The sequence below is a fragment of the Streptomyces sp. NPDC012888 genome (assembly GCF_042900645.1).
GTDB lineage: Bacteria > Actinomycetota > Actinomycetes > Streptomycetales > Streptomycetaceae > Streptomyces.
Genome location: NZ_JBIBBM010000004.1, coordinates 52393 through 73639 on the forward strand (window position 1 = coordinate 52393; position 21247 = coordinate 73639).

A 21247-nucleotide genomic window follows, 5' to 3' on the forward strand; every position below is an offset into this window, starting at 1 on the left:
CGCCCCCCAAATTAAACAAAAACACCAGGGCGGGGGGGGGGGGGGCCGGCCCACAACCCTCCTTGGTGGGGCGGGGGGGGCCCGGGGGGGGGGGGGGGGGGGGGGGGCCGGGGGGCCCCCCCCCCCGCCGCCGTCGTCTTCCTCTCCCCCGGTCAGGAGATCGCGTACCACTGGCTGGCCCAGCCGGTGTTGATCGTGCTGGTGGACTGCTGGGTGAGGTCGACCCGGGCCGGCAGCGAGGTCTGGCCGGTCAGGACGGTGCTGTAGCGCAGGTTCGGCGGGGTCAGCCCGGCGTTCACCGAGATGCCCGCCCCGGTGGCCTTGAGGGTCAGCAGGTTGGTGGCCCACTCCCCGTTCAGCAGCAGGGCGACGAAGTACTGGCCGGGCTCGGCGGTGAACGGCTTGGTCAGGGCGAACGGCTTGGCGATCGGCTCGGTCATCAGCTGCGGCGAGATGTCCGCGGTGGCGGCCCGCAGGGTGCCGGACGCGTCGTACACCCCGAGGTAGCAGTCGGCCAGCCTGGCGCCAGGGTCGATCCCGGCCAGGCCGAGCCAGATGTTGGACCAGGGGGTGCGTTCCCGCAGGACGATCCGTACCAGGGTGATCCGGCCGCCGACCCCGGCCGAGGACTGGGCCGTGACGTGTCCGGCGTCGTTCGGGTCGCCCGTCCAGGCCAGCAGGTTCTGGTCCTGCGGCCGCGGCTCCGGGTCGAGCCGCTCGGCGCCGCTCTGGACCGGCGGGGGCGTCGCGGGGCCCGGCGGCGCGGCCGGGGCGGTGCAGCCAGCCAGCAGGGCCGCGGCGAGGGTGGCGGCCGCCAGGCCGGCGGCGGTACGGGTGGTGCGCATGGTCCCCCCTGAGACACACGGGTTGCTGTGGGGGACATGGTCTCAGCTGCCGCACGGGCCGCCTTGGCGCGGTGGGAACCGTACGGCGCCGACGGGTGTCTTCACGGGTGTCAGCTCTGTCCCCTTCATCCGGAGAAACCGGGGGACGTCATGGATCACCTCCTTCGCATACGCCGTCGGCAGCTCGTGGCGCTGGTCACGGGTGCCCTCCTCACCGCCGGAGTCGGCCTGGCCGCTCCGGCCTCGGCACGGATCCCGTCCGCGGCCCCGGCCGCGGCCCTCACCCAGACACCTCAGGTGGTGAACGCCCGCTGGGGCGGCCACTGCACCTTCGACCGGCTGGTCATCGACGTCAAGGGCTACGTGCCCGAGGTCGGCGTCCGCCGCGCGGCCAAGCTGTACTACGACGGGTCCGGCAAGCCGGTCCCGCTCGCCGGGAAGTACTTCCTGGAGATCAGGCTGCATCCCGCCCAGGCCCACGACGACGCCGGCCGCTCCGTCTACCGGGGGCCCAAGCTCCTGCGGATCTGGCTGCCCAAGCTCAAGGGCATCGCCATGACCGGCGACTACGAGGGATACGTGACCTTCGGCGCCGCCTTCGACACGTATCCGGTCTACAAGTCGCATCGGCTGCACGGGCCGGAACGGTTCGTGCTGGACGTCGCCCACCGCAACGTCTGCTGAACACCGGGCCCGGCCCGCGGGACACCGCGGGCCGGGTGACCGCAGGCACTCGGAGGCGCGGCAGGGCAAACGCCCCGGTATGTGACGGGCGGGTTGTGACGACTCCTCATGGACCACTACTGTCGTCTGGCCTTGGTGTTCGGGAAACCGGTGGAAAACCGGTGCGGCCCTCGCCACTGTGATCGGGAAGTCCGGCTCCATCCCTCGGGAAGCCACTGGGCTGTCGGGAGACCGGCTGCCCGGGAAGGCGGAGTCAGGGCGGCAGCACCCGTGAGCCAGGAGACCGGCCGGGGCGCGTTGTCCATCCACGAGGTGCTGGAGAGGTCTCCCCACTCATGCATATCGCCGAGGGCTTCCTGCCCCCTCTGCACGCGGCCGCCTGGGGCGCCGCATCCGCTCCCTTCGTCGTCCACGGGGTCCGCGCGCTGACGCGCGAGGTGAAGGCCAACCCCGAGAGCACCCTCCTGCTCGGCGCGGCCGGAGCGTTCACCTTCGTCCTGTCCGCCCTGAAGATCCCCTCCGTGACGGGCAGTTGCTCCCACCCGACGGGCACGGGCCTGGGCGCCATACTCTTCCGGCCGCCGATCATGGCGGTGCTCGGCACGATCACCCTGCTGTTCCAGTCGCTGCTGCTGGCGCACGGCGGACTGACCACCCTGGGCGCCAACGTCTTCTCCATGGCCATCGCCGGCCCCTGGGCGGGCTACGCGGCCTACCGGCTGCTCAGGAAGTCCGGCACCCCGCTGATGGTCTCGGTGTTCTTCGGCGCCTTCCTCGCCGACCTGGTCACCTACTGCGTGACCTCGGTCCAGCTGGCGCTGGCCTTCCCCGACCCGGGCAGCGGCTTCGCGGGCGCGCTCGCCAAGTTCGGCGGCATCTTCGCGGTCACCCAGATCCCCCTGGCGGTCAGCGAGGGCCTGCTCACCGTCCTGGTGATGCGGCTGCTGATGCAGTCCAGCAAGTCGGACCTGGTCCGGCTGGGTGTCGCCACGTTCACGAAGAAGCAGGAGGCCACGGTCTGATGGCGGGCATGTCGAAGAACGCGAAGATCAACTGGCTGCTGCTGCTCGTGGTGGCCGCGCTGGCCGTCCTGCCGCTCGCGCTGGGGCTGGGCGAGGGCAAGGAGGAGCCGTTCACCGGCGCCGACGCGCAGGCGGAGGCGGCGATCACCGAGTTGCGGCCGGACTACGAGCCGTGGTTCTCCCCGCTGTACGAACCGCCCTCCGGGGAGGTCGAGTCGGCGCTGTTCGCGCTGCAGGCGGCGATCGGCGCGGGCGTGCTCGCGTACTACTTCGGTCTGCGCCGCGGCCGCCGGCAGGGCGCGGCCGCCGCCGGGAACACCACCGCGGAGTCCTGAATCCGTGCTGCCGATCGACGCGGCCGCGCACAGCAGCCGCTGGCGGCGCCGCCACCCCCTGGAGAAGGCCCTGCTGGGCCTGGGGCTGACGGTCAGCGCCGTCTCCCTGCCGGCCTGGCCCGGCGGGCCGCTGGTGGCCGCCGCCACCCTCACGGTGCTGCTGGGCCCGGCCGGGGTCTCGGGGCGGCAGCTGTGGCGGGCGTTCCGGCTGCCGCTGGGCTTCTGCCTGACCGGGGCCGTGCCGCTGCTGTTCGCGGTGGGCGGCCCGGCCGGCTGGGTGTCGCTGGCCCCGGACGGACCCCGGCACGCGGCGGAACTGCTGCTGCGCACCTCGGGCGCCTCGCTGGGGGTGCTGCTGTTCGCGTTCACCACGCCGGTCTCGGACGTGCTGCCGCGGCTGGTCCGGGCGGGGGTGCCGGCGCCGGTGGTGGACGTCGCGCTGGTGATGTACCGGATCGGTTTCCTGCTGCTGGACTCGCTGGCGCAGGTCCGCCGGGCCCAGGCCGCGCGCCTCGGCCACACCGGCCGGGCGGCGCTGTGGCGTTCGGTGGCCGGACTCGCCGCCACCGCGTTCGTCCGCGCCTTCGACCGTGCCGGGCGGCTGCAGTCCGGGCTGGCCGGGCGCGGCTACGACGGCACGCTGCGCGTACTGGTCCCGGACGCCGAGGTGTCGTGGCGGTTCCTGGCCGCGTCGGCGGCCCTGCTGGGAGCGGTGGTCTCGCTCACGCTCGTACTGGAAGGCATGTGGTGGTGAAACCGGTCGTGGAGCTGTCGGGGGCGAGTTACGCCTACGAGGACGGCCCCGAGGTGCTGTCCGGGGTGGACTTCGGGATCGCCGAGGGCCGGGCGCTGGCCCTGCTCGGCCGCAACGGCAGTGGCAAGACCACGCTGATGCGGCTGCTCAGCGGTGGTCTGCGGCCGGCGTCGGGCCGGCTGCTGTTGGACGGCTCGCCGGTGGCGTACGACCGGGCCGGGCTGACCCGGCTGCGGACCTCCGTGCAGCTGGTCGTGCAGGACCCGGACGACCAGCTGTTCGCGGCCTCGGTGGAGCAGGACGTGTCCTTCGGGCCGCTGAACCTGGGCCTGCCGGAGCCGGAGGTCCGGGCCCGGGTCGAGGAGGCCCTGTCCGCCCTGGACATCACCGCCCTGCGGGACCGCCCCACGCACCTGCTCTCCTACGGCCAGCGCAAGCGGGCGGCGATCGCGGGGGCGGTGGCGATGCGGCCGCGGGTGCTGGTGCTGGACGAGCCGACGGCCGGGCTGGACCCGGACGGGCAGGAGCGGCTGCTGGCGGTGCTGGCGAGCCTGACGGACACGACGGTGGTCATGGCCACGCATGACGTGGACCTGGCGGTGCGGTGGGCGGACGACGCGGCGGTGCTCACGCCGGCGGGGATCCGTACGGGGCCTGCGGCGGAACTGCTGGCCGATCCGGAGCTGTTGGCCGCGGCGCGGCTGCGGCAGGCGTGGTCGCCGGCGGTGACCGCGTTCCTCCGCTCCCGCGGCCTCCTGGGCTCCGCCCCACCTCCCCGCACCCCGGAAGACCTGTCCACCCTCCCCTGACGGCCGCGGCACGGCGGCCAGGGACGCGGGGAACCGCGCGACAGGCCCCCACCGGCCCGCAGCCGGGGTACGAGCCGGGGCGGGGTGGCGCCGGCGCCGGGGCCGGGCACGCGCCGGGGCCGGGGCGGGGGCTCGGGGCGGGCCGCCTAACATGGCGGCATGTCGTTGCCGCATGCGATTCTCACCGCCCTGCTGGAGCGGCCGTCGTCCGGGCTGGAGCTGACCCGGCGGTTCGACAGGTCCATCGGCTACTTCTGGTCGGCCACGCACCAGCAGATCTACCGCGAGCTGGGCCGGCTGGAGGAGGCCGGTCTGATCCGGGCGCTGCCCAGCGAGCAGCCCGCCCGAGGCCAGCGCAAGGAGTTCGAGGTGCTGGCCGCCGGGCGGGACGAGCTCGCCCGGTGGGTCGGGGAGAGCGCCGACCCGAAGGCGATCCGGGACCCGCTGCTGCTGCGGATCCGGGCCGCGGCCGTGGTCGGCACGGGCGGCCTCGCGGCGGAGCTGCGCCGGCACCGGGAGCTGCACGAGCGGCAGCTGGCCTCCTACCGGGCGATCGAGGAGCGGGACTTCCCGCCGGAGCGCCGCAGTTCGGACGAGGACCGGCTGCGCCGGCTGGTCCTTCGCGGGGGCATCGAGCTGGAGACGTTCTGGCTCCGCTGGCTGGAGGAGGCCGTGGCCGAGGTGGACGGCATGGCCGGCGAATGACTCCGCCCCGCCGCGGCCGGGTGGCCGCGCGGGGCGGGTGCGGGGGCCGGAGCCCAGGGGCCTTACTTGTTCAGCGAGGTCCAGAACTCGTCGAACGACATCAGCTTGTCACCGTCGAAGTCCTTCGCGGCGATGACCGCCTCGGCGACCGGCCCGGTCACCGCGAAGTCGCCCATGGCCGCCATGGCCTCGCGGTACTCCGCGGCCGTGACGAAGCCGTCGCCGTCCTTGTCGAAGCGACCGAACGTCGCCTTGGCGCTCTCGATGTCCGCCACTGGGATCCACCCCTTCTTGGTGCTTGTTGACCGGCTCAGGGTAGCGGCAGCCCGTCCGGTCGCACCCCGGGGGTACGGCGTCCGTATCCGGACTACCGGAAGATGCCGGTGTGGCCCAGCGAGTACCGGCCCGGCTGCGGGTAGACGGCGAGGCCGTGCGGGCCCCCGCCGACCGGGATACGGGCCAGCTGCTTGCCGGTGGTGGTGTCGATGGCGTACACCTCGCCGTCGTACCGGCCGGACAGCCACAGCACCCGGCCGTCGGCCGAGACCCCTCCCATGTCGGGGCTGCCGCCGTCGGGCAGGGTCCACTTCTTGGTGAGCCGGTCCTGGGCGAAGTCGAAGACCGAGATGGTGCCCTCGCCCCGGTTGGAGACGTACATCTCCTTGGAGTCGCGGCTGACGTAGAGGCCGTGGCAGCCCTTGCCGGTGGGCAGCAGCTTGGGCACGGAGAACTTCTCGCCGTCCAGGACCCACATGCCGTGGGCCATCATGTCGGCGATGTAGAAGGTCTTGCCGTCCGGGGAGATCTTCACGTCCTGCGGCATGGCGCCCTCGAACGGGATCTTCTGCTGGGCGATCACCTCCATCTTCTCGGTGTCGACCTTCAGCAGTTCGCCGGAGAACTCGCAGGAGACGATGAAGTAGCGGCCGTCCGCGGAGAAGTCGGCGTGGTTGACGCCGTAGCAGGTGACGGGGACGGTCTTCACCCGGTCCATGGTGTGCGGGTGGCGGAACACCAGCTCCCGGTCCATCGAGGCCATGACGACCGCGTACTTGCCGTTGGGGGTGAAGTACAGGTTGTAGGGGTCGTGCACCTCGACCGGTTTGCCGGCCTCGCCGGTGGCCGGGTCGATGGGGGTGAGCGTGTGGCCGCGGTTGTTGTTGACCCACAGCGTCTTCATGTCCCAGGAGGGGACGACGTGCTGCGGCTGGACGCCGACCGGGATGGTGTCGATCACCTTGTACGTCGCCGGGTCGATCACGGAGACGGTGTTGGAGGCGGTGTTCGGCACGTACACCCGGGAGGGGAAGTCCTTGACCACCGGGGAGAGCCGGTTGGGCCGGTCCGCCGCGTACACGTCGTTGGGGTCCAGCAGGGGCGGCATGCCGGGCAGGCCGGGCGGGACGGCGGGCACCGCCTTGGCGGGCTTGCCCACGCCCTTGGTGCCGAGCGCCTCGGGCACGCCCTCGTCTGCGGATCCGCAGCCGGCCAGGGCGGCGAGGAGCAGGCCGGCGAACAGCACGGTGGCCTTCCGGGGAAGGCGGGTGGTGGTCATGGGGTCAGCAGCTCCGTGGTGGTCACCGCGCGCAGGTGCCGGCGCGCGAGTTCTTCGAGGAGGGCGGGCATCGCCTCGACCGTGTCCGCGTAGCCGAAGTGCAGGCTCACCACGGATCCGCCGCGGACGGCCCGGGTGGTGTTGCGGACGACGGCGGCGGCGCCGGGCGAGGTGAAGTCGAGCGGGTCCACGTCGTAGGAGAGGACGTGCGGGTATCCCGCCCGCTCGGCCAGTCTCCGGACGAGGGGGGAGGCGTGGCGGGCCCGGGACGGCCGGAACCAGGGGCCGATGGAACCGGTGAGGCGTTGCAGGCGCCGGGCGCAGTCGGTGATCTCCGCGTACGCCTCGGCCTCCGGCATGGCGTTGATGTCGAGGTGGCGCTGGGTGTGGTTGCCGAGTTCATGGCCGCCGTCCAGGACCAGCCGGGCCAGCTCCGGGTGGGCGTCGAGCCATGAGCCGACGGCCAGTACGGTCAGCCGCGCGCCGGCCCGGCGGGCCTCGGCCAGCACCGACCGGGCGGTGGCGGGGTCGCCGTTGCCGTGGAAGGTGAGGGCGACGCGGGGACGGTCGCGGAGGCCGTGTTCGATCTGGGCGGGCTGCCCCGGCCAGGCACGGGGCGCGGGGGCGGGCGCGGGGGCGGCGGCGGGCCGTCGGGCGGCGGGCGGGGCCGCCGGCGGGGTGGTCCGGCCGGGGGGCGGGGCGCCCGTGCCGCAGGCGGCGGTGAGGGCCCCGACGGCGGCCGCGGCACCGGCGCGGAGGGTGGTGCGGCGGTCCGGGTAACTGAGCACCTGCCCATTTAAGAGCCGGATGGCGCGGAAGGTAATGATTGACCCAATTCGGGACCTTCGCGGCGGTGGCCCGTTCGGGCGTCTGTCCGTTATTCGATCAACGAATTACACTGAGCGTTCGATAGTTATTCATGGATTGCGAGGTGAGTGGCTCAGCTCACCTAGGATTTAACGCGAAACTCTTACTATCTGCACACTTATGTCCGAGTCGGGACTTTTGGCGTTCGGGCGCCCGTCTGCCATAGTCGGAATCGCGCCTTCCCATTGACCCGAGCGAAGCCGCACACGCCGAGGATCCACACCCCAAAGATCCTCGGCGCACCCATGAAGCCCCCGCAGCGCCCGACCACGGCGACAGGGGGCTTCAGGCGTCTCAGCGGTCCGCCACCCGCATCTCGAACCAGGTGACCTTCCCGCGGGGCAGCAGGTCCGCCCCCCAGCGGTCGGAGAGCTTGTCGACCAGGAAGAGTCCCCGGCCGGTGGTGTCCATCTCCTGGACGGGCATCAGGCAGGGCAGGCCTCGCGAGGGGTCGCGCACGTCGACCCGGATCCAGCCGCGCCGCCGGTGCAGCCGCAGGCCGAACGAGCGGGCCCCGGTGTGCCGCACCGCGTTGCCCACGAGCTCGGAGACCAGTAATACCGCGTGTTCGGCGATCTGCGGGGACAGGCCCCACATCCGGACCACCACGTACTGGGTGAGCCGGCGCGCCGTGCCGGCCGACTCGGGGAGGGACGGCAGGGTGACCTCCGCCTCCGCCGGGTTCCCGTACGACTCCAGGGCCTTCAGCCCCAGTTCGTCCTCCAGAGCCGCCGACAGCCGTAAGGCGGAAGCGCCGTTGCGCTGCCGCGGTTGTTCCACACCCTCCAGGCCCGCCATGCACCCATCATGGACGGCACACCGGCCCGTCCGGGCCCTTCCCCGTGAAAAGACCCCTCGGAACCGGGGGCTCCGAGGGGTCCGACTGTCATATGCGGCAGGCAAGCGGAGGGCGACGGGACCCGCCCTGACCTGCGGCGGACCGGGGCCGGACGACCATCACGGAGAGTGGATCTCCACTCACGCTTAAGGCTGCCTTAAGCCGGGCCTAATCCACCCCCAGGGAGGAACCCGCCCGCGCCTAGAGGAACTTGGCCTTCCCCGGCCCCTCCTCGACGAAGCTGCGCATGCCGCGCTCGCGGTCCTCCGTGGCGAACAGGCCCGCGAACCAGTTGCGTTCGATGGCGAGGCCGGTGTCGATGTCCGCCTCCAGACCGGCGTCCACGCACTCCTTCGCCGCCCGGAGGGCGATCGCCGGGCCCTGGGCCAGCTTCGCCGCCCACGCGTGCGCCTGCGCGTACACCTCGGCGGCCGGGACCACCCGGTCGACCAGGCCCAGGGTCAGCGCCTCGTCCGCCTTCACCATCCGGCCGGTGAAGATCAGGTCCTTGGCCTTCGAGGGGCCGATCAGGCGGGACAGGCGCTGGGTGCCGCCCGCGCCCGGGATCAGGCCGAGCAGGATCTCCGGCTGGCCGAGCTTGGCGTCCTCGGCGGCGATCCGGTAGTCGGCGCACAGCGCCAGCTCGCAGCCGCCGCCCAGCGCGTAGCCGGTGACGGCCGCCACCACGGGCTTGGGGATCCGGGCCACGGCGGTGAAGGCGTCCTGCAGGCCCCGGGACCGCGCGACCATCGCCGCGTGGTCCATCACCTGCATCTCCTTGATGTCCGCGCCCGCCGCGAACACCTTCTCGCCGCCGTAGAGGACCACCGCGCGCACGTCGGCGCGGTCGGTGGCCTCCACGGCGAGCTCGCGGAGCCGGTCCTGGGTGGCGATGTCCAGGGCGTTCATGGGCGGGCGGTCCAGGCGGATGGTGCCGACGCCTTCGGAGACTTCGAGAGAGATGGTCATACGGGCACGTTAGTACCCGTTAACCGTCTCCCGGGAGTGGGGCTACGCGATCCACTCCGCCCAGGACATGTTCCAGCCGTTGAGACCGTTGTCCGGGGCGATCTGCTTGTCCTTGGAGTTCTGGACGATCACGACGTCGCCGATCAGCGAGTTGTCGTAGAACCAGGCCGCCGGCGCGTCGGGGTCCCCGGCGCCGCGCACGTCGCGCAGGCCCACGCAGCCGTGGCTGACGTTCGCCGAGCCGAAGGTGGACGAGGAGGCCCAGTAGTTGCCGTGCACGAAGGTGCCGGAGGTGGACAGCCGCATGGCGTGCGGGACGTCCTTGATGTCGTACTCGCCGCCGAAGCCGACGGTCGCGCCGTTCATCCGGGTCACCTTGTACTTCTCGCTGATGACCATCTGGCCGTTGTACGTGGTGGTCGACGGGGCGCCGGCGGTGATCGGCAGGTTCTTGATCACCTGGCCGTCGCGGACGACCTGCATCTGGTGCGTGCTCGCGTCGACCGTGGAGACCTGGGAGCGCCCGATCCTGAAGGTCACGGTGCGGGTCTGCTTGCCGTAGACCCCCGGCCGGCCCTCGACACCGTCCAGGTTCAGCTTGACGGTGACCTTGGTGCCCGGCGCCCAGTACTTCTCCGGGCGGAAGTCGAGCCGGTCGTTGCCGAACCAGTGGCCCTCGACCCGCACGGCCGGTTCGGCGGTCACGGTGATCGCCTTCTCGACGGCCGCCGGGTTCGTGATGCCGCGGCTGAACTCGACGGAGACCGGCATGCCGACGCCGACGGTGGCGCCGTCCTCGGGCGTGTAGTGGCCGATGAAGGTGTTCTTCGGGGTCAGGGTGGTGAAGCTGACGTCCTTCGCGGACTCCCGGCCCGCCGCGTCCCTGGCGACCGCGTGCACCTTGTACGTGGTGGCCGAGCCCAGGTGCCTGACGGGCTCCCAGCTGGTGCCGTCGGCGGACAGCTTGCCCTCGACGGCGTTGCCCTTGGTGTCGGCGACGGTGACCGTGCTGAGCTTGCCGCCCGCCGCGGTGACCTTCAGTACGCCGCTGGTCGCGACCTCCTTGGCGCCGTCGTCGGGTTTGACGGTCACCACCGCCTGGGAGGCCTCGGTGCCGGCCTGGCCGGCGTTCTGGCCCTTGGCCTTGCCGTCGTCACCGCCGGCGCTCCCGGCGTTCCCGCCGTTGCTGCACCCGGTGAGCAGCAGGACGGCCCCCAGCAACACCGCCGAAAAGGCGCGTATCGGCTGCAGGTTCACTCTTCTCTTCTCCCATGTCCCCCGCGCGCGGACAGTCGCGCGCATATGGCCACAGGTAACCACACAGGGGAATGACGAAGAGCCACGGCCTTGTCACCGTTCAGTTCCAATGACGGCGGGCGCGCTAGGCGAGGGCAGAGCCCGCGATCCAGTCCACCCAGGACATGTTCCAGCCGCCCAGCCCGTTGTCCGCGGCGACCGTCTTGTCCTGTGAGTTGACGACCTCGACCACGTCCCCGACGAGGGTGCGGTCGAAGAACCAGCCGGCCGGGGTGGCGGAGCTGCCGCCCTTGTCGTCGCGCAGGCCGATGCAGCCGTGGCTTGTGTTGACGGAGCCGAAGGTGTCGGGGTGGGCCCAGTAGTTGCCGTGCAGGAAGGTGCCGGAGCTGGTGAGGCGGAGGGCGTGGGGCACGTCGGGGATGTCGTACTCCCCCTTGCCCTCCTCGGTGGTGAAGCCGACGGTGGCGCCGTTCATCCGGGTGACGTCGAACATCTCCATCACCACCATCTTGCCGTTGTAGGTGGTGGTCTTCGGGGCGCCGGCGGTGACCGGGACCGTGGAGAGGACCTCGCCGTCGCGCCGGACCGTCATCGTGTGGGCCTCGGCGTCGACGGTGGAGACCTGGTGCCGGCCGACGGTGAACCGGACCTTCTTGTTCTGGATGCCGTACGAACCGCGGGCGCCCTCGACGTCGCGGAGCTTCATGTCGATGGTGACCTCGGTGCCGGGGCGCCAGTACTGCCGGGGACGGAAGTCGAGGCGGTCCCTGCCGAACCAGTGGCCGGACACCTCCTGGACCGGGTCGGAGGTGACGGTGATGGCGCGTTCGACGTCGGCGCGGTTCTCGATGGCCTTGTTGAACCGGAAGGAGATGATCATCCCGGTGCCGACGGTGGACCGGTTCTCGGGCTTGAAGTAGCCGATGAACCGCTCCTCGGGCACGTAGGTGGTGAAGGTGGTGTGCCGGGCCAGGCGCCGGTCGTGCCCGTCCACGGCCACCGCGTCCACGGTGTACTTGGCGGCCAGCGCGAGCCGCCCGTACGCCGGGTCGGGGCTCCAGCTGAGGCCGTCCGCCGCGATGGAGCCGGGGACCCGCTCCTCCTGGGCGTCCTCGACCTTCGTCACCACCACCCGCTCCAGCCGCCCTTCGGGGACGGTCACCGACAGGGCCGTGTCGGCCGGCACGGCCTTGGCGTTGTCGTCCGGGGTGATCCGGATCGCCTCCTCCGGGGAACGCGGCTTCCCGGGCAGCTGCACCTCGACCGGGGAACCGCCGTCCGGGGTACAGCCGGCCAGTCCGCCCAGCAGCCCCGCCCACGCCACCACGGCGACCGCACCCGCCGCTGCCCGCATCGCCCGCTCGGACGTCAGAAGTCTCACGGTCCGTCCAACGACGGGCCCCCTTATGGGGAAACGTGAGCGCGGGCCACGTTCCTGGCAGTGCCATCCGGGCAGAACAGGAAAAGGAGGAGACGGGGGCGGGCCCCGGCCGGGACGCCGGGGCCGCACGCCTGCCCCCGCCGTGACCTTCGAGCCGTGGAGGCGGGCAGGTGTCGAGCGCAGCCGAGCAAGACGAGGTGGTGGAGGGCGGCCCAGCCGTGCCCGCGCCACTGGTGAACGGGCGGGTACGGACGGCGCCCGCGCGCCCGGGGCCGCCGGTGTGGCCGGGGTCCTCCCATCCGCTGGGGGCCCGCTACCGGGCCGGCCCGGACGGGGTGGCGGGGACGAACTTCGCGCTGTGGGCGCAGGGCGCCGAAGCGGTGGAGCTGTGCCTGTTCGACGCGGCGGGCAACGAGACCCGGTGCCCGCTGGCCGAACTGACGCACGAGATCTGGCACGGCTTCGTGCCCGGCGTGGGGCCGGGCCGGCGGTACGGGTTCCGGGTGCACGGCCGGTGGGACCCGTGGACGGGCGCCCGGTACAACCCGGCGAAGCTGCTCCTGGACCCGTACGCGCGGGCCGTGGACGGCGACTTCACGCTGCCCCCGGAGGTGTACGGGCACGTCCGGGACTGGCCACAGCAGTACATCGCGGACACCGTCCGCGACGACCGGGACTCGGCGCCGTTCGTACCGAAGGGGGTGGTCGTCCACGATGACGACGACTGGGCGGACGACGTCCGGCCGAAGACCCCGTGGGCGGACTCGGTCATCTACGAGCTGCACGTGCGCGGGTTCACCATGCGGCACCCGGACGTCCCGCCGGAGCTGCGCGGCACGTACGCGGGGCTCGCCCACCCGGCCGCGATCGAGCACCTGACCGGGCTCGGGGTGACCGCGGTGGAGCTGCTGCCGGTGCACCAGTTCGCGCACGAGGACCACCTGCTGCGGCGGGGCCTGCGCAACCACTGGGGCTACAACTCGATCGGCTACTTCGCCCCGCACGCCGGGTACTCCTCCAGCGGGACGGCCGGGCAGCAGGTCGGCGAGTTCAAGCGGATGGTGCGGGCCCTGCACGCGGCCGGGATCGAGGTGATCCTGGACGTGGTCTACAACCACACCGCGGAGGCGGGCGAGCTGGGGCCGACGCTGTCGCTGCGCGGCATCGACAACCGGGGCTACTACCGGCTCCAGAACGACCAGCGGCGCTACGCCGACTACACGGGCTGCGGGAACACCCTGCACGCGGGCCGCCCGCACGTGCTGCGGCTGATCACCGACTCGCTGCGGTACTGGGTGACGGAGATGGGGGTGGACGGTTTCCGCTTCGACCTGGCGGCGGCGCTGGCCCGGTCGATGCACGACGTGGACATGCTCTCGCCGTTCCTGGCGGTGATCGCCCAGGACCCGGTGCTGCGCCGGGTGAAGCTGATCGCCGAGCCGTGGGACGTGGGCGCGGGCGGCTACCAGGTGGGCGCGTTCCCGCCGCTGTGGACCGAGTGGAACGACCGGTACCGGGACGCGGTCCGCGACTTCTGGCGGGGCGCGCTGCCCGACGTACGGGACCTCGGGTACCGGCTGTCCGGCTCCAGCGACCTGTACGCGTGGGGCGGGCGGCGGCCGTACGCCTCGGTGAACTTCGTCACCGCACACGACGGGTTCACCCTGCGAGACCTGGTGAGCTACGAGCGCAAGCACAACGAGGCCAACGGGGAGGAGAACCGGGACGGCACCAACGACAACCGGTCGTGGAACTGCGGGGCGGAGGGTGAGACGGACGACGCCCGGATCACCGCGCTGCGCCGGCGGCAGCTGCGGAACCTGCTGACCACGCTGCTGCTGTCGACCGGGGTGCCGATGCTGGTGGCGGGGGACGAGTTCGGGCGGACCCAGGGCGGCAACAACAACGCGTACTGCCAGGACAACGAGACCGGGTGGGTGGACTGGTCGCTGCTTCAGGAGCCGGGCTGGGCGAACCTGTTCGCGCTGGCGAGGCGGCTGCTCGCGCTGCGGCGGGCGCATCCGGTGCTGCGCCGGCGGGCGTTCTTCTCGGGCCGGCCGCAGGGTGCGGACGGGCTCCGGGACCTGGCCTGGTTCACCCCGGCGGGGGCGGAGATGACCGAGCGGGACTGGTACGCGCCGGCGGCCGCGCTGGGGCTGTACCTGTCGGGCCGGGACATCCCGGGGCGGGACGAACGCGGCCGGCAGGTGACCGACGACAGTTTCCTGGCGCTGCTGCACGGCGGGGACCGGCCGGTGCCGTGGGTGTTGCCGGGTCCGCCGTGGGCCTCGGCGTACGAGGTGGTGGTGGACACCTCGCGGGAGGAGCAGTCGGCGGCGCCGGCGGAGCGGCACCCGGGCGGCCGGACCATCACCGTGCCGGCCCGGTCGGTGCTGCTGCTGCGCGTGGCGGACTGAGCGGCGGGCCTGCGGGCGGGGGCGGCGCGGTTCGGGGGCCGCGGGGTCGGCGGGCCGCGCGGTCGGCGGGCCGCGCGGTTCCGGACGTGCCCGGGCATCCGGAGGGGGAACATCCACACGTCCTGCGATGATGTGTGCGATCCGGGGACGTCATGGGGACGAGGGGTGTGCGAATGGCGAGTGTCCAGACCGCGCTGCGGGAGCTGCGCGGGGCGCAGAAGTCTGCGAAGGGGGTGTCGCTCTACTCGCGGTTCGTGAACCGGCCGGCCGGCCGGTACCTGGCCGCCGGCGGTCACGTCCTCGGGCTCACGCCGAACCAGGTGACGCTGATCAGCGCGGCCTTCAGCTTCGCCGCCGTGGCGGCCGTCGCGTTCGCCGCGCCGTCCTGGGGTCTGGGCATCGCCGTGTGGGCCGCACTGGCCGTCGGTTTCGCCTTCGACTCGGCCGACGGGCAGCTGGCCCGGCTGCGCGGCAGCGGCAGCGCGGCCGGCGAGTGGCTGGACCACGTGGTGGACGCCGCAAAGCTCACCGCCCTGCACTCCTGCGTGCTGATCGCGTTCTACCGGTTCCCCGAGGCGTACGGGACGGCCGGGGACGGCTGGCTGCTGGTGCCGCTGGGCTTCCAGTTCGCGGCGGTGGTGACCTTCTTCGGCGGTCTGCTGACGGAGAAGCTCAAGCCACGGCCCGAGCCGGGCAGCCCCGCCACCGCGCCGTCGACGCTGCGCGCGGTGGCCCTGCTGCCGGTGGACTACGGGGTGTTCTGCCTGGTCTTCCTGCTGCTCGGCGGGGGTCCGCTGTTCGCCTGGGCCTATGCGGCGCTGGGTGCGGTCGCGGTCCTGTTCCTGCTGGCGTTCCTCGCCAAGTGGTTCCGGGAGCTCAGCGCAGTTCGGCGGTGACCGGGGCCAGCGGTTCCGTCAGGGCCGGTCCCGCGAGGGCGTCCAGGGCCCGACGGAGCTGGGTGCTGGAGGTGTGCACGGTGTACGGGAAGTAGACGACGTCCACCCCGACCGCCGCGAAGTCCGCCTCCAGCTTGTCGCCCTTGGCGGTGCCGCGCCAGTCGTCGCCCTTGAACAGGACGTCGAAGCGGACCTGCTTCCAGGTCTCGACCTTGTCGGGCACCGTCTCGACGAACGCGGCGTCGACGTACTTGACGCTGCGGACGATTTCCAGCCGTTCGACCAGCGGGATCATCGGGCGCCGGCCCTTGGCCAGCTCGGCCATCTCGTCCGAGACCACTCCGGCCACCAGGTAGTCGCACTGGCTGCGGGCGTGGCGCAGGATGTTCAGGTGTCCGATGTGGAAGAGGTCGTAGGCCCCCGGCGCGTAGCCCACTCGGTAGGGCCTGCGCGCGGGCGCACCTGTTTCGGACATGTCCTGCTCCGTCATCTGTTACCCCCCAGCGACCGCACCCCCCGGTGCGGTGGATTAGCAGACAATAGCGTGCACGTTCCGCGCCGTGCGGGTGAACGATTAGGGTGGCGTGCGCATCGACCAGGGGGGAAGGGGACGTTCAGTGTCCACATCCGGTCAGCGGCGCCTGCTGCTGGTATCCACCAACTACGCGCCCGAGCATGCGGGTATCGGTCCGTACGCCACACAGATCGCCGAACACTGGGCGAATTCCGGCCACGAGGCGCACGTCTTCGCCGGTATGCCGCACTACCCGTCCTGGTCGCTCGAGCCGGAGTACAAGGGGGCGCTCCGGCGCACGGAACGGCGCGCGGGGGTCGTCGTGCACCGGCGCGCGCACACCGTCCCGGCGCAGCAGACCGCCGTGAAGCGGGCCCTGTACGAAGGATCGATCCTGCTGCACGGTGCCGCGGCCCCGCCCCGGATGCCCAAGCCGGACGCGATCGTCGCGCAGATGCCCTCGCTGGCCGGCGGGGTGCTCGCCGCGCGGATGGCAGCGCGGTGGAAGGTCCCGTACGTCCCGATCGTCCAGGACCTGATGGGCGCGGCCGCGGCGCAGAGCGGCATCAGCGGCGGTGACAAGGCCGCAGCGCTGGCCAGCCGGGCCGAGGCGTACGCGCTGAAGCGGGCCACCCTGGTCGGCGTGATCCACGAGACCTTCGTGGACCGGGTCGTGCGCATGGGCGTGGACCCGGCGAAGATCCGCCTGGTGCCGAACTGGTCCCACGTGCCCTCCCCCACCAAGCCGCGCGGCGAGACCCGCCGGCACCTGGGCTGGGCGCCGGGCCGGACCGTGGTCCTGCACTCCGGGAACATGGGCCTCAAGCAGGGCCTGGAAGTGCTGGTCGCGGCCGCCCGGCTCGACCCGGAAGTCCGGTTCGTCCTGATGGGTGACGGCAGCCAGCGCGGAGCTCTGGCCGAAATGTCCGCAGACGTACCGAACCTGGACATCATCCCCCCTGCCGCCGACGGCGAGTTCCCGGATATCCTCGCGGCGGCGGACGTGCTCGCGGTCACGCAGCACGCGGCTGTGCTGGACATGAGCGTGCCGTCGAAGCTCACCTCCTACTTCGCGGCCGGCCGGCCCGTCGTCGCCTCCGTGGCGGCCGAGGGCGGCACCGCGCAGGAGGTGGAGCGTTCGGGAGCCGGCGTACTCGTGCCGCCGGAGGACCCGCACGCCCTGCTGAAGGCCGTACGTTCGCTGGCCGAGGACCCCTCGGCCGCGGACGCGCTGGGAGCGGCCGGGCCGCGCCACGTGGCGGCGCACCTGAGCCGTGAGGCGGGGCTGGCCCGCATCGACGCACTGATCGACGAAGTACTTGGGGGAACCCGCCCGTGACCGAGACGCACCGCCCGGCGGCGATACCGGCCGAGGACGAGCCCGACCTCCTCAGGGACCAGTTCCGGCAGCTCACCCGCTACCGGAAGCTGATCGGCGCCGGCATCGGCATCGGCCTGCTGGGCGGCGTGTACCTCGGCATATCCACGGCCGACACCTACGTCGCCACCGCCGACCTGGTGCTGCGCACCCCGACCGACGACCCGTTCAACCCGAGCATCGCCGCCGACAAGACGGTCAACATCGGTTCGGAACGGCAGACGGCGCTCTCCAGCTCCATCGCCGCGGAGGCCGCGAAGAAGCTGGGCCTGGCCGACACCGACCTCGGCGCGCTGCGCAGCGGCCTGCAGGTGACCAACCCGCCGCAGTCGATGGTGCTGAAGTTCACCTACACCGCCGCGGACCCCAAGGAAGCGGCCCGGCGGGCCAACGCCCTGACCGAGGCGTACCTGGCGAAGCGCCAGGAAGCGCTCGACGTCACCCGCGACAAGATGGTCAAGAGCTACAAGGACCAGCGGGACCCGGTCGCCAAGCAGCTCGACGACCTCACCAAGGAGATCGCCCGGATGCCGGCCGGCACGGCCCGGGACGCGGCGCTCTCCCAGAAGACCGACCTGCAGAGCAAGGTCGGCCAGTTCAACGGCCAGATCTCCAAGCTGGACGCGCTGGACATGACCCCCGGCCGGATCACCACCAAGGCCACGCCGCCCGGCTCTCCGGACGGCCCCGGCCTGCCCATGTCGCTGGCCCTCGGCGCGGCCGTGGGCCTGGCCCTGGGCCTGCTCGCCGCCTGGGTGCGGCTGGTGTTCGACCCGGCTCCGCGTTCCGACGGTGACGTGTCGCGGGCCCTGCGGGCGCCCGTGCTCGGCACCCTGCCCCGGGACCGGACCGGCGGCGGACCGCTGCTGGCCGCCGGCGAGGCCGATCCGCGGCTCGCCGAGGAGTACCGCTCGGTGGCCTTCCGGCTGGCCTACGACTCCCGGTTCGCCGACCGCCGGCGGCTGCTGGTGGTGGCCCCGCGCGGCTCCAGCGAGACGGCCGCCGCGGTCGCCGTGAACCTGGCCGCGTCGTTCGCCGAGACCGGCAAGGACGTCCTGCTGATCGAGGCGGACCTGCGCACCCCGGTCCTGGCCAGCCAGCTGCCCACGGACGCCGGCGGCCGGCCCCGGTGGAGCCAGATGCCCGGCGGGCCGGGCACCGGCGCGGCGGGCCAAGGCGAGAGCGACTGGCCCGACGGGCGGCAGCTCGCCGTGGACGCCGGCGAGTCCGGCTCCTTCGACCTCATCCCCGGCGAGCGGGTCCGCAACGTGGCCCGGGCACTCACCTCGCCGCGGGCGACCCGCCTGGTGTCCGAGGCCGACTCCCCCAACTCCACGGTGGTCGTGCTCGCCCCGCCGGTCCTGTCGTACGCCGACGCGCTGGCGCTGGTCGACCGGGTCGACGGCGTCCTGGTGGTGTGCGACCCGCGGGCCGTGCACCGCACCGACCTGGCCCGGATCCGCGAACTGATCAGCGGGGCCGGCGGCACGGTGCTGGGCGCGGTGCTGCACGGGCCGCTGCCCGGTGAGAAGCGCGGCCCCGGCGGCGGCAAGAGCCGCCGCAAGGGTTCCGGCCCGGCGGCCGCCGCCCCGGCTCCGGCCGCCCCGGCCGCTCCGGCCGCGGCGCGTCCGCGCCCGCCGCAGCCCGAGCAGCACATCCCGGGCGACGGCACCGACACGGTGGCCCTGCGCACGGTCCGCACCGGCCAGCGGTGAAGCTCCGCGCCCTCTCCTCCGTCCTCGACCAGGCCGCCTCCAGCGCCACCAACATCCTCGTGGTGGTGCTGGCGGCCCGGCTGTCCCCGGCGTCGGACTTCGCCGCCTTCTCGATGGTGTACGTGGCGTTCAGCGTGCTGCTGGGCCTGAACATGGCGTACGTCGGCCAGACGGTGGTACTGGAGCGGGCCGCGGAACGCCTCGGCACGGTGTGCCGGTCGGCGCTGGCCTTCACCGCGGCCGCGGCCGTGGCGGCGGGGGCCGCGCTCGCCGTGGTCGGGCTGCTGCTCGGCGGACCCGTCGGCACGGCCTTCCTCGCGCTGGGCCCCGTACTGCCCCTGGTCCTGCTCCAGGACGGGCTGCGCTACTGCTTCTCCGCGCTGCACCGGCCCGAACGGGCCCTGGCGGCTGACGCGGTGCGGCTGGCGTGCGCGGTGGCGGCGCTGGCCGTACAGCCGGAGGGGGCGTCGGCGGGGCGGCTGGTGCTGGTGTGGGGCCTGTCGGCGCTCCCGGCGCTGGCCCTCGGCCTGGCGCTGGTGTGGCCCTCGGTACGGGGGGCTCGTACCGAGCTCGGACCGTACCTGCGGCGGGGTCACCTCGGGCAGCGGTTCGTGGTGGAGTTCGCGGTGGGCAACGGCTCCAGCCAGCTGGCGGTGCTGGGGCTGGGGTTGTTCGCCACGCCGCTGGCGGTGGGCGCGCTGCGGGGCGCGACCACGCTCTTCGGCCCGCTGAACGTCCTGTTCAACTCGGCGAACGCGTTCGCACCGCCGGTGCTGGGCCGGCTGCGCGGCGGACGGGCCGTCGCCCGGGCCACGCTGGGCCTGGGCCTGGCCCTGGCCGCCCTGGCGGGCGGCACGGCCGCCGCGCTGTACGTCCTGCCCGAGCGGTGGGGCCGCGAACTGCTGGGCGACACCTGGCCGGCGGCGGCCGAGCTGCTGCCGGCGACGGGGGCGCAGTACGCGGTGATGGCGCTGGGCACGTGCGGGCTGCTGACGCTGCGGGTGCTGGCGCCGAAGGCCACGCTGTCCGTGCAGGTCGTCTTCTCGCTGCTGTCCGTGGCGTTCCTGCTGGCCGGCTACGCGGTGGGCGGCGTCACGGGCGCGGCGTGGGGCCTGGCCCTGGGCTCGGCCCTCAAAGCGGCAGCCGCCTGGCTCCGCGTCTCCCGCCTCCCCTGACCCCCTGGGCCCGCTGGCCCCCTGGGCCTTGTGGCCCACCTTGGCCTGGCGTACCCCCGTGGTTGCGGCCCGGGGTACCCACGCGGTTGCGGCCCGGGACGGCCCCGTCGTCCCCTGGTCCGGGGTACCCCCGCGGGCCCGGCCTGGGGGCGCCCCGCCGTCCCCGGATGCGGCCCGGTGGGGGCCGATCGCGCAGTTCCCCGCGCCCCTGACGGGGCGCCACCCCGGCCCCGGGTGCCCCGGTGCTCCGAACACGGACTGGGTCCCGGGTCACCCCGTCGTTCCCCGACTGCCGACCGGCTTTGGCGAGCGCGCAGTTCCCCCCGCCCCTGACGGGCCCGGTGTGGGCAGTCGTCCCGCAGGGCGGGACGGGTGGGCACACCGGGACACCCCCGCCCCGCCACCCGCACCCCCGCCCGACCGCGACCCCGCTCGCGGCCGGCCTGCGGACCGGCCGTGGCTGGCCGCGCAGTTCCCCGCGCCCCTGGCGGGGCGCCACCCCGGCCCGGGGTGTCCCGCTGCCGCCGAGCGCGGACTGCTGCTGCCCCCGAGCGCGGACAGGCCCGGCTGCCGACCGGCGGGGGCTGGTCGCCGCGCCCCTGGTGGGGTGGCGTACGGCGTGCGGGCCGGTGGGGCCGGTGGGATCGTGGGGAACGGGTGCGAGCCGCCTCCCGGGGGGATGTGGGCACGACACGGTACCGGCCCCCGGTGCGTTCGTGTGGCGGCGTGGCCACCCGTCCGTTTCTCTCCCCCGGTCCCGGTGTGCGACCCGCAAGGGGAAGCACATGAACCGGAGGGTCCTGTCGGGCGCGGTCGTGATCGCCCTGGCCCTGGGCGGCTGGACCGCCGGCACCGCGACGGCGGCCGGCGCAGCCCCCGGCGCACCGTCCGCGCCGTCCGGCCGTACCTGCACGGTGACGGAAGGCCCGGGTGGCCTGTTCGCTTTGTCGGGCAGCGGGTTCGAACCGGACGAAGTCATCCACGCCTTCGACTCCGACGACCAGCCCGCGGGGCAGACGACGGCCATCGTCGACGGCTTCTTCGAGATCACCGGCCTGCCGAACGACACCTACAAGCTCGAGTCGGTCCACAACGGCCAGCGCCACACGACCACCTCAAGTTCGTCCCGGA

Annotated in this window: 20 protein-coding genes and 1 riboswitch; of the genes, 11 read left to right on the forward strand and 9 right to left on the reverse strand. The window is 73.2% G+C overall.

The features are described from left to right. Nucleotides 1–152: 152 nt before the first annotated feature. Nucleotides 153–845, reverse strand: a complete 693-nt coding sequence (locus ACFY61_RS07660; protein ID WP_389468315.1) for a hypothetical protein — start codon at nucleotides 843–845, stop codon at nucleotides 153–155. 150 nt (nucleotides 846–995) lie between these two features. Between ACFY61_RS07660 and ACFY61_RS07665 the strand changes: the two genes are divergently transcribed. From ACFY61_RS07665 to ACFY61_RS07690, 6 genes are all read left to right on the forward strand, one after another. Further along, entirely contained in the window at nucleotides 996–1529 is a 534-nt protein-coding gene (locus ACFY61_RS07665; protein ID WP_389468317.1) for a hypothetical protein, read from the forward strand. Nucleotides 1530–1621: 92 nt separating this feature from the next. After that, nucleotides 1622–1836, forward strand: a riboswitch (cobalamin riboswitch). 28 nt (nucleotides 1837–1864) lie between these two features. Further along, nucleotides 1865–2551 (forward strand): energy-coupling factor ABC transporter permease, encoded by a 687-nt coding sequence (locus tag ACFY61_RS07670; protein ID WP_389468319.1) that lies wholly within the window; start codon nucleotides 1865–1867, stop codon nucleotides 2549–2551. A gap of 8 nt (nucleotides 2552–2559) precedes the next feature. Continuing rightward, a complete protein-coding gene (locus tag ACFY61_RS07675; protein WP_389468321.1) occupies nucleotides 2560–2886 on the forward strand; it encodes an energy-coupling factor ABC transporter substrate-binding protein in 327 nt (108 codons plus the stop codon). A gap of 4 nt (nucleotides 2887–2890) precedes the next feature. After that, the gene (cbiQ, locus tag ACFY61_RS07680; protein ID WP_389468323.1) at nucleotides 2891–3640 is read left to right on the forward strand and encodes a cobalt ECF transporter T component CbiQ; all 750 of its coding nucleotides are present in this window, start codon (nucleotides 2891–2893) and stop codon (nucleotides 3638–3640) included. Further along, nucleotides 3634–4449, forward strand: a complete 816-nt coding sequence (locus ACFY61_RS07685; RefSeq protein ID WP_389468325.1) for an energy-coupling factor ABC transporter ATP-binding protein — start codon at nucleotides 3634–3636, stop codon at nucleotides 4447–4449. The genes cbiQ and ACFY61_RS07685 overlap by 7 nt, the downstream gene beginning before the upstream one ends. 159 nt (nucleotides 4450–4608) lie before the next feature. Next, nucleotides 4609–5154 carry a PadR family transcriptional regulator gene (locus tag ACFY61_RS07690; protein WP_389468327.1) on the forward strand — a complete coding sequence of 182 codons (546 nt, stop codon included), beginning with the start codon at nucleotides 4609–4611 and terminating at the stop codon, nucleotides 5152–5154. A gap of 62 nt (nucleotides 5155–5216) precedes the next feature. Here the strand turns inward: ACFY61_RS07690 and ACFY61_RS07695 are convergent, their stop codons facing one another. The 7 genes from ACFY61_RS07695 to ACFY61_RS07725 all read right to left on the reverse strand — a co-directional run bounded on the left by ACFY61_RS07695 (nucleotide 5217) and on the right by ACFY61_RS07725 (nucleotide 11994). Further along, entirely contained in the window at nucleotides 5217–5429 is a 213-nt protein-coding gene (locus ACFY61_RS07695) for an EF-hand domain-containing protein (RefSeq protein ID WP_389468330.1), read from the reverse strand. Nucleotides 5430–5521: 92 nt separating this feature from the next. Further along, the gene (locus ACFY61_RS07700) at nucleotides 5522–6709 is read right to left on the reverse strand and encodes a PQQ-binding-like beta-propeller repeat protein (RefSeq protein ID WP_389468333.1); all 1188 of its coding nucleotides are present in this window, start codon (nucleotides 6707–6709) and stop codon (nucleotides 5522–5524) included. Beyond that, nucleotides 6706–7497 carry a polysaccharide deacetylase family protein gene (locus tag ACFY61_RS07705; RefSeq protein WP_389468336.1) on the reverse strand — a complete coding sequence of 264 codons (792 nt, stop codon included), beginning with the start codon at nucleotides 7495–7497 and terminating at the stop codon, nucleotides 6706–6708. The genes ACFY61_RS07700 and ACFY61_RS07705 overlap by 4 nt, the downstream gene beginning before the upstream one ends. A gap of 373 nt (nucleotides 7498–7870) precedes the next feature. Next, the gene (locus tag ACFY61_RS07710) at nucleotides 7871–8479 is read right to left on the reverse strand and encodes an ATP-binding protein (RefSeq protein WP_389468339.1); all 609 of its coding nucleotides are present in this window, start codon (nucleotides 8477–8479) and stop codon (nucleotides 7871–7873) included. A gap of 136 nt (nucleotides 8480–8615) precedes the next feature. Then, entirely contained in the window at nucleotides 8616–9383 is a 768-nt protein-coding gene (locus ACFY61_RS07715) for an enoyl-CoA hydratase/isomerase family protein (RefSeq protein WP_389468340.1), read from the reverse strand. A 42-nt stretch (nucleotides 9384–9425) separates the two neighbouring features. Further along, a complete protein-coding gene (locus tag ACFY61_RS07720; protein ID WP_389468342.1) occupies nucleotides 9426–10685 on the reverse strand; it encodes an Ig-like domain-containing protein in 1260 nt (419 codons plus the stop codon). 79 nt (nucleotides 10686–10764) lie between these two features. Continuing rightward, nucleotides 10765–11994 carry an Ig-like domain-containing protein gene (locus ACFY61_RS07725; protein WP_389469271.1) on the reverse strand — a complete coding sequence of 410 codons (1230 nt, stop codon included), beginning with the start codon at nucleotides 11992–11994 and terminating at the stop codon, nucleotides 10765–10767. Between the two features lie 197 nt (nucleotides 11995–12191). On the opposite strand from ACFY61_RS07725, the gene glgX reads away from it, so the two are divergent. Both glgX and ACFY61_RS07735 read left to right on the forward strand, forming a co-directional pair. Continuing rightward, complete coding sequence (gene glgX / locus ACFY61_RS07730; RefSeq protein WP_389468345.1) at nucleotides 12192–14438, forward strand: glycogen debranching protein GlgX; 2247 nt, start codon at nucleotides 12192–12194, stop codon at nucleotides 14436–14438. A 173-nt stretch (nucleotides 14439–14611) separates the two neighbouring features. Then, nucleotides 14612–15334 carry a CDP-alcohol phosphatidyltransferase family protein gene (locus ACFY61_RS07735; RefSeq protein WP_389468347.1) on the forward strand — a complete coding sequence of 241 codons (723 nt, stop codon included), beginning with the start codon at nucleotides 14612–14614 and terminating at the stop codon, nucleotides 15332–15334. Here ACFY61_RS07735 and ACFY61_RS07740 read toward each other — a convergent pair. Further along, on the reverse strand, nucleotides 15315–15809 hold the full coding sequence (locus ACFY61_RS07740; RefSeq protein ID WP_389468349.1) for an adenylyltransferase/cytidyltransferase family protein: 495 nt from the start codon (nucleotides 15807–15809) through the stop codon (nucleotides 15315–15317). The two genes, ACFY61_RS07735 and ACFY61_RS07740, sit on opposite strands and share 20 nt — an antisense overlap. A 172-nt stretch (nucleotides 15810–15981) precedes the next feature. On the opposite strand from ACFY61_RS07740, the gene ACFY61_RS07745 reads away from it, so the two are divergent. The 3 genes from ACFY61_RS07745 to ACFY61_RS07755 are packed head-to-tail and all read left to right on the forward strand — an operon-like array spanning nucleotide 15982 to nucleotide 20116. Then, on the forward strand, nucleotides 15982–17187 hold the full coding sequence (locus ACFY61_RS07745) for a glycosyltransferase family 4 protein (protein WP_389469274.1): 1206 nt from the start codon (nucleotides 15982–15984) through the stop codon (nucleotides 17185–17187). Beyond that, nucleotides 17184–18941, forward strand: coding sequence for a lipopolysaccharide biosynthesis protein (locus tag ACFY61_RS07750; protein WP_389468352.1), 1758 nt, complete (start codon nucleotides 17184–17186; stop codon nucleotides 18939–18941). Before ACFY61_RS07745 ends, ACFY61_RS07750 begins: the two co-directional genes overlap by 4 nt. Further along, a complete protein-coding gene (locus ACFY61_RS07755; RefSeq protein ID WP_389468355.1) occupies nucleotides 18938–20116 on the forward strand; it encodes a hypothetical protein in 1179 nt (392 codons plus the stop codon). The genes ACFY61_RS07750 and ACFY61_RS07755 overlap by 4 nt, the downstream gene beginning before the upstream one ends. Nucleotides 20117–21247 lie beyond the last annotated feature (1131 nt).

Bases quoted from the DNA above. Each gene is read 5' to 3' on its own strand.
- ACFY61_RS07700 (WP_389468333.1), bottom strand. From the start codon at position 6,709: ATGACCACCACCCGCCTTCCCCGGAAGGCCACCGTGCTGTTCGCCGGC.
- ACFY61_RS07735 (WP_389468347.1), top strand. From the start codon at position 14,612: ATGGCGAGTGTCCAGACCGCGCTGCGGGAGCTGCGCGGGGCGCAGAAG.
- ACFY61_RS07740 (WP_389468349.1), bottom strand. From the start codon at position 15,809: ATGTCCGAAACAGGTGCGCCCGCGCGCAGGCCCTACCGAGTGGGCTAC.
- ACFY61_RS07725 (WP_389469271.1), bottom strand. From the start codon at position 11,994: ATGCGGGCAGCGGCGGGTGCGGTCGCCGTGGTGGCGTGGGCGGGGCTG.
- ACFY61_RS07670 (WP_389468319.1), top strand. From the start codon at position 1,865: ATGCATATCGCCGAGGGCTTCCTGCCCCCTCTGCACGCGGCCGCCTGG.
- ACFY61_RS07660 (WP_389468315.1), bottom strand. From the start codon at position 845: ATGCGCACCACCCGTACCGCCGCCGGCCTGGCGGCCGCCACCCTCGCC.
- ACFY61_RS07720 (WP_389468342.1), bottom strand. From the start codon at position 10,685: ATGCGCGCGACTGTCCGCGCGCGGGGGACATGGGAGAAGAGAAGAGTG.
- ACFY61_RS07715 (WP_389468340.1), bottom strand. From the start codon at position 9,383: ATGACCATCTCTCTCGAAGTCTCCGAAGGCGTCGGCACCATCCGCCTG.
- ACFY61_RS07665 (WP_389468317.1), top strand. From the start codon at position 996: ATGGATCACCTCCTTCGCATACGCCGTCGGCAGCTCGTGGCGCTGGTC.
- ACFY61_RS07675 (WP_389468321.1), top strand. From the start codon at position 2,560: ATGTCGAAGAACGCGAAGATCAACTGGCTGCTGCTGCTCGTGGTGGCC.
- ACFY61_RS07690 (WP_389468327.1), top strand. From the start codon at position 4,609: ATGTCGTTGCCGCATGCGATTCTCACCGCCCTGCTGGAGCGGCCGTCG.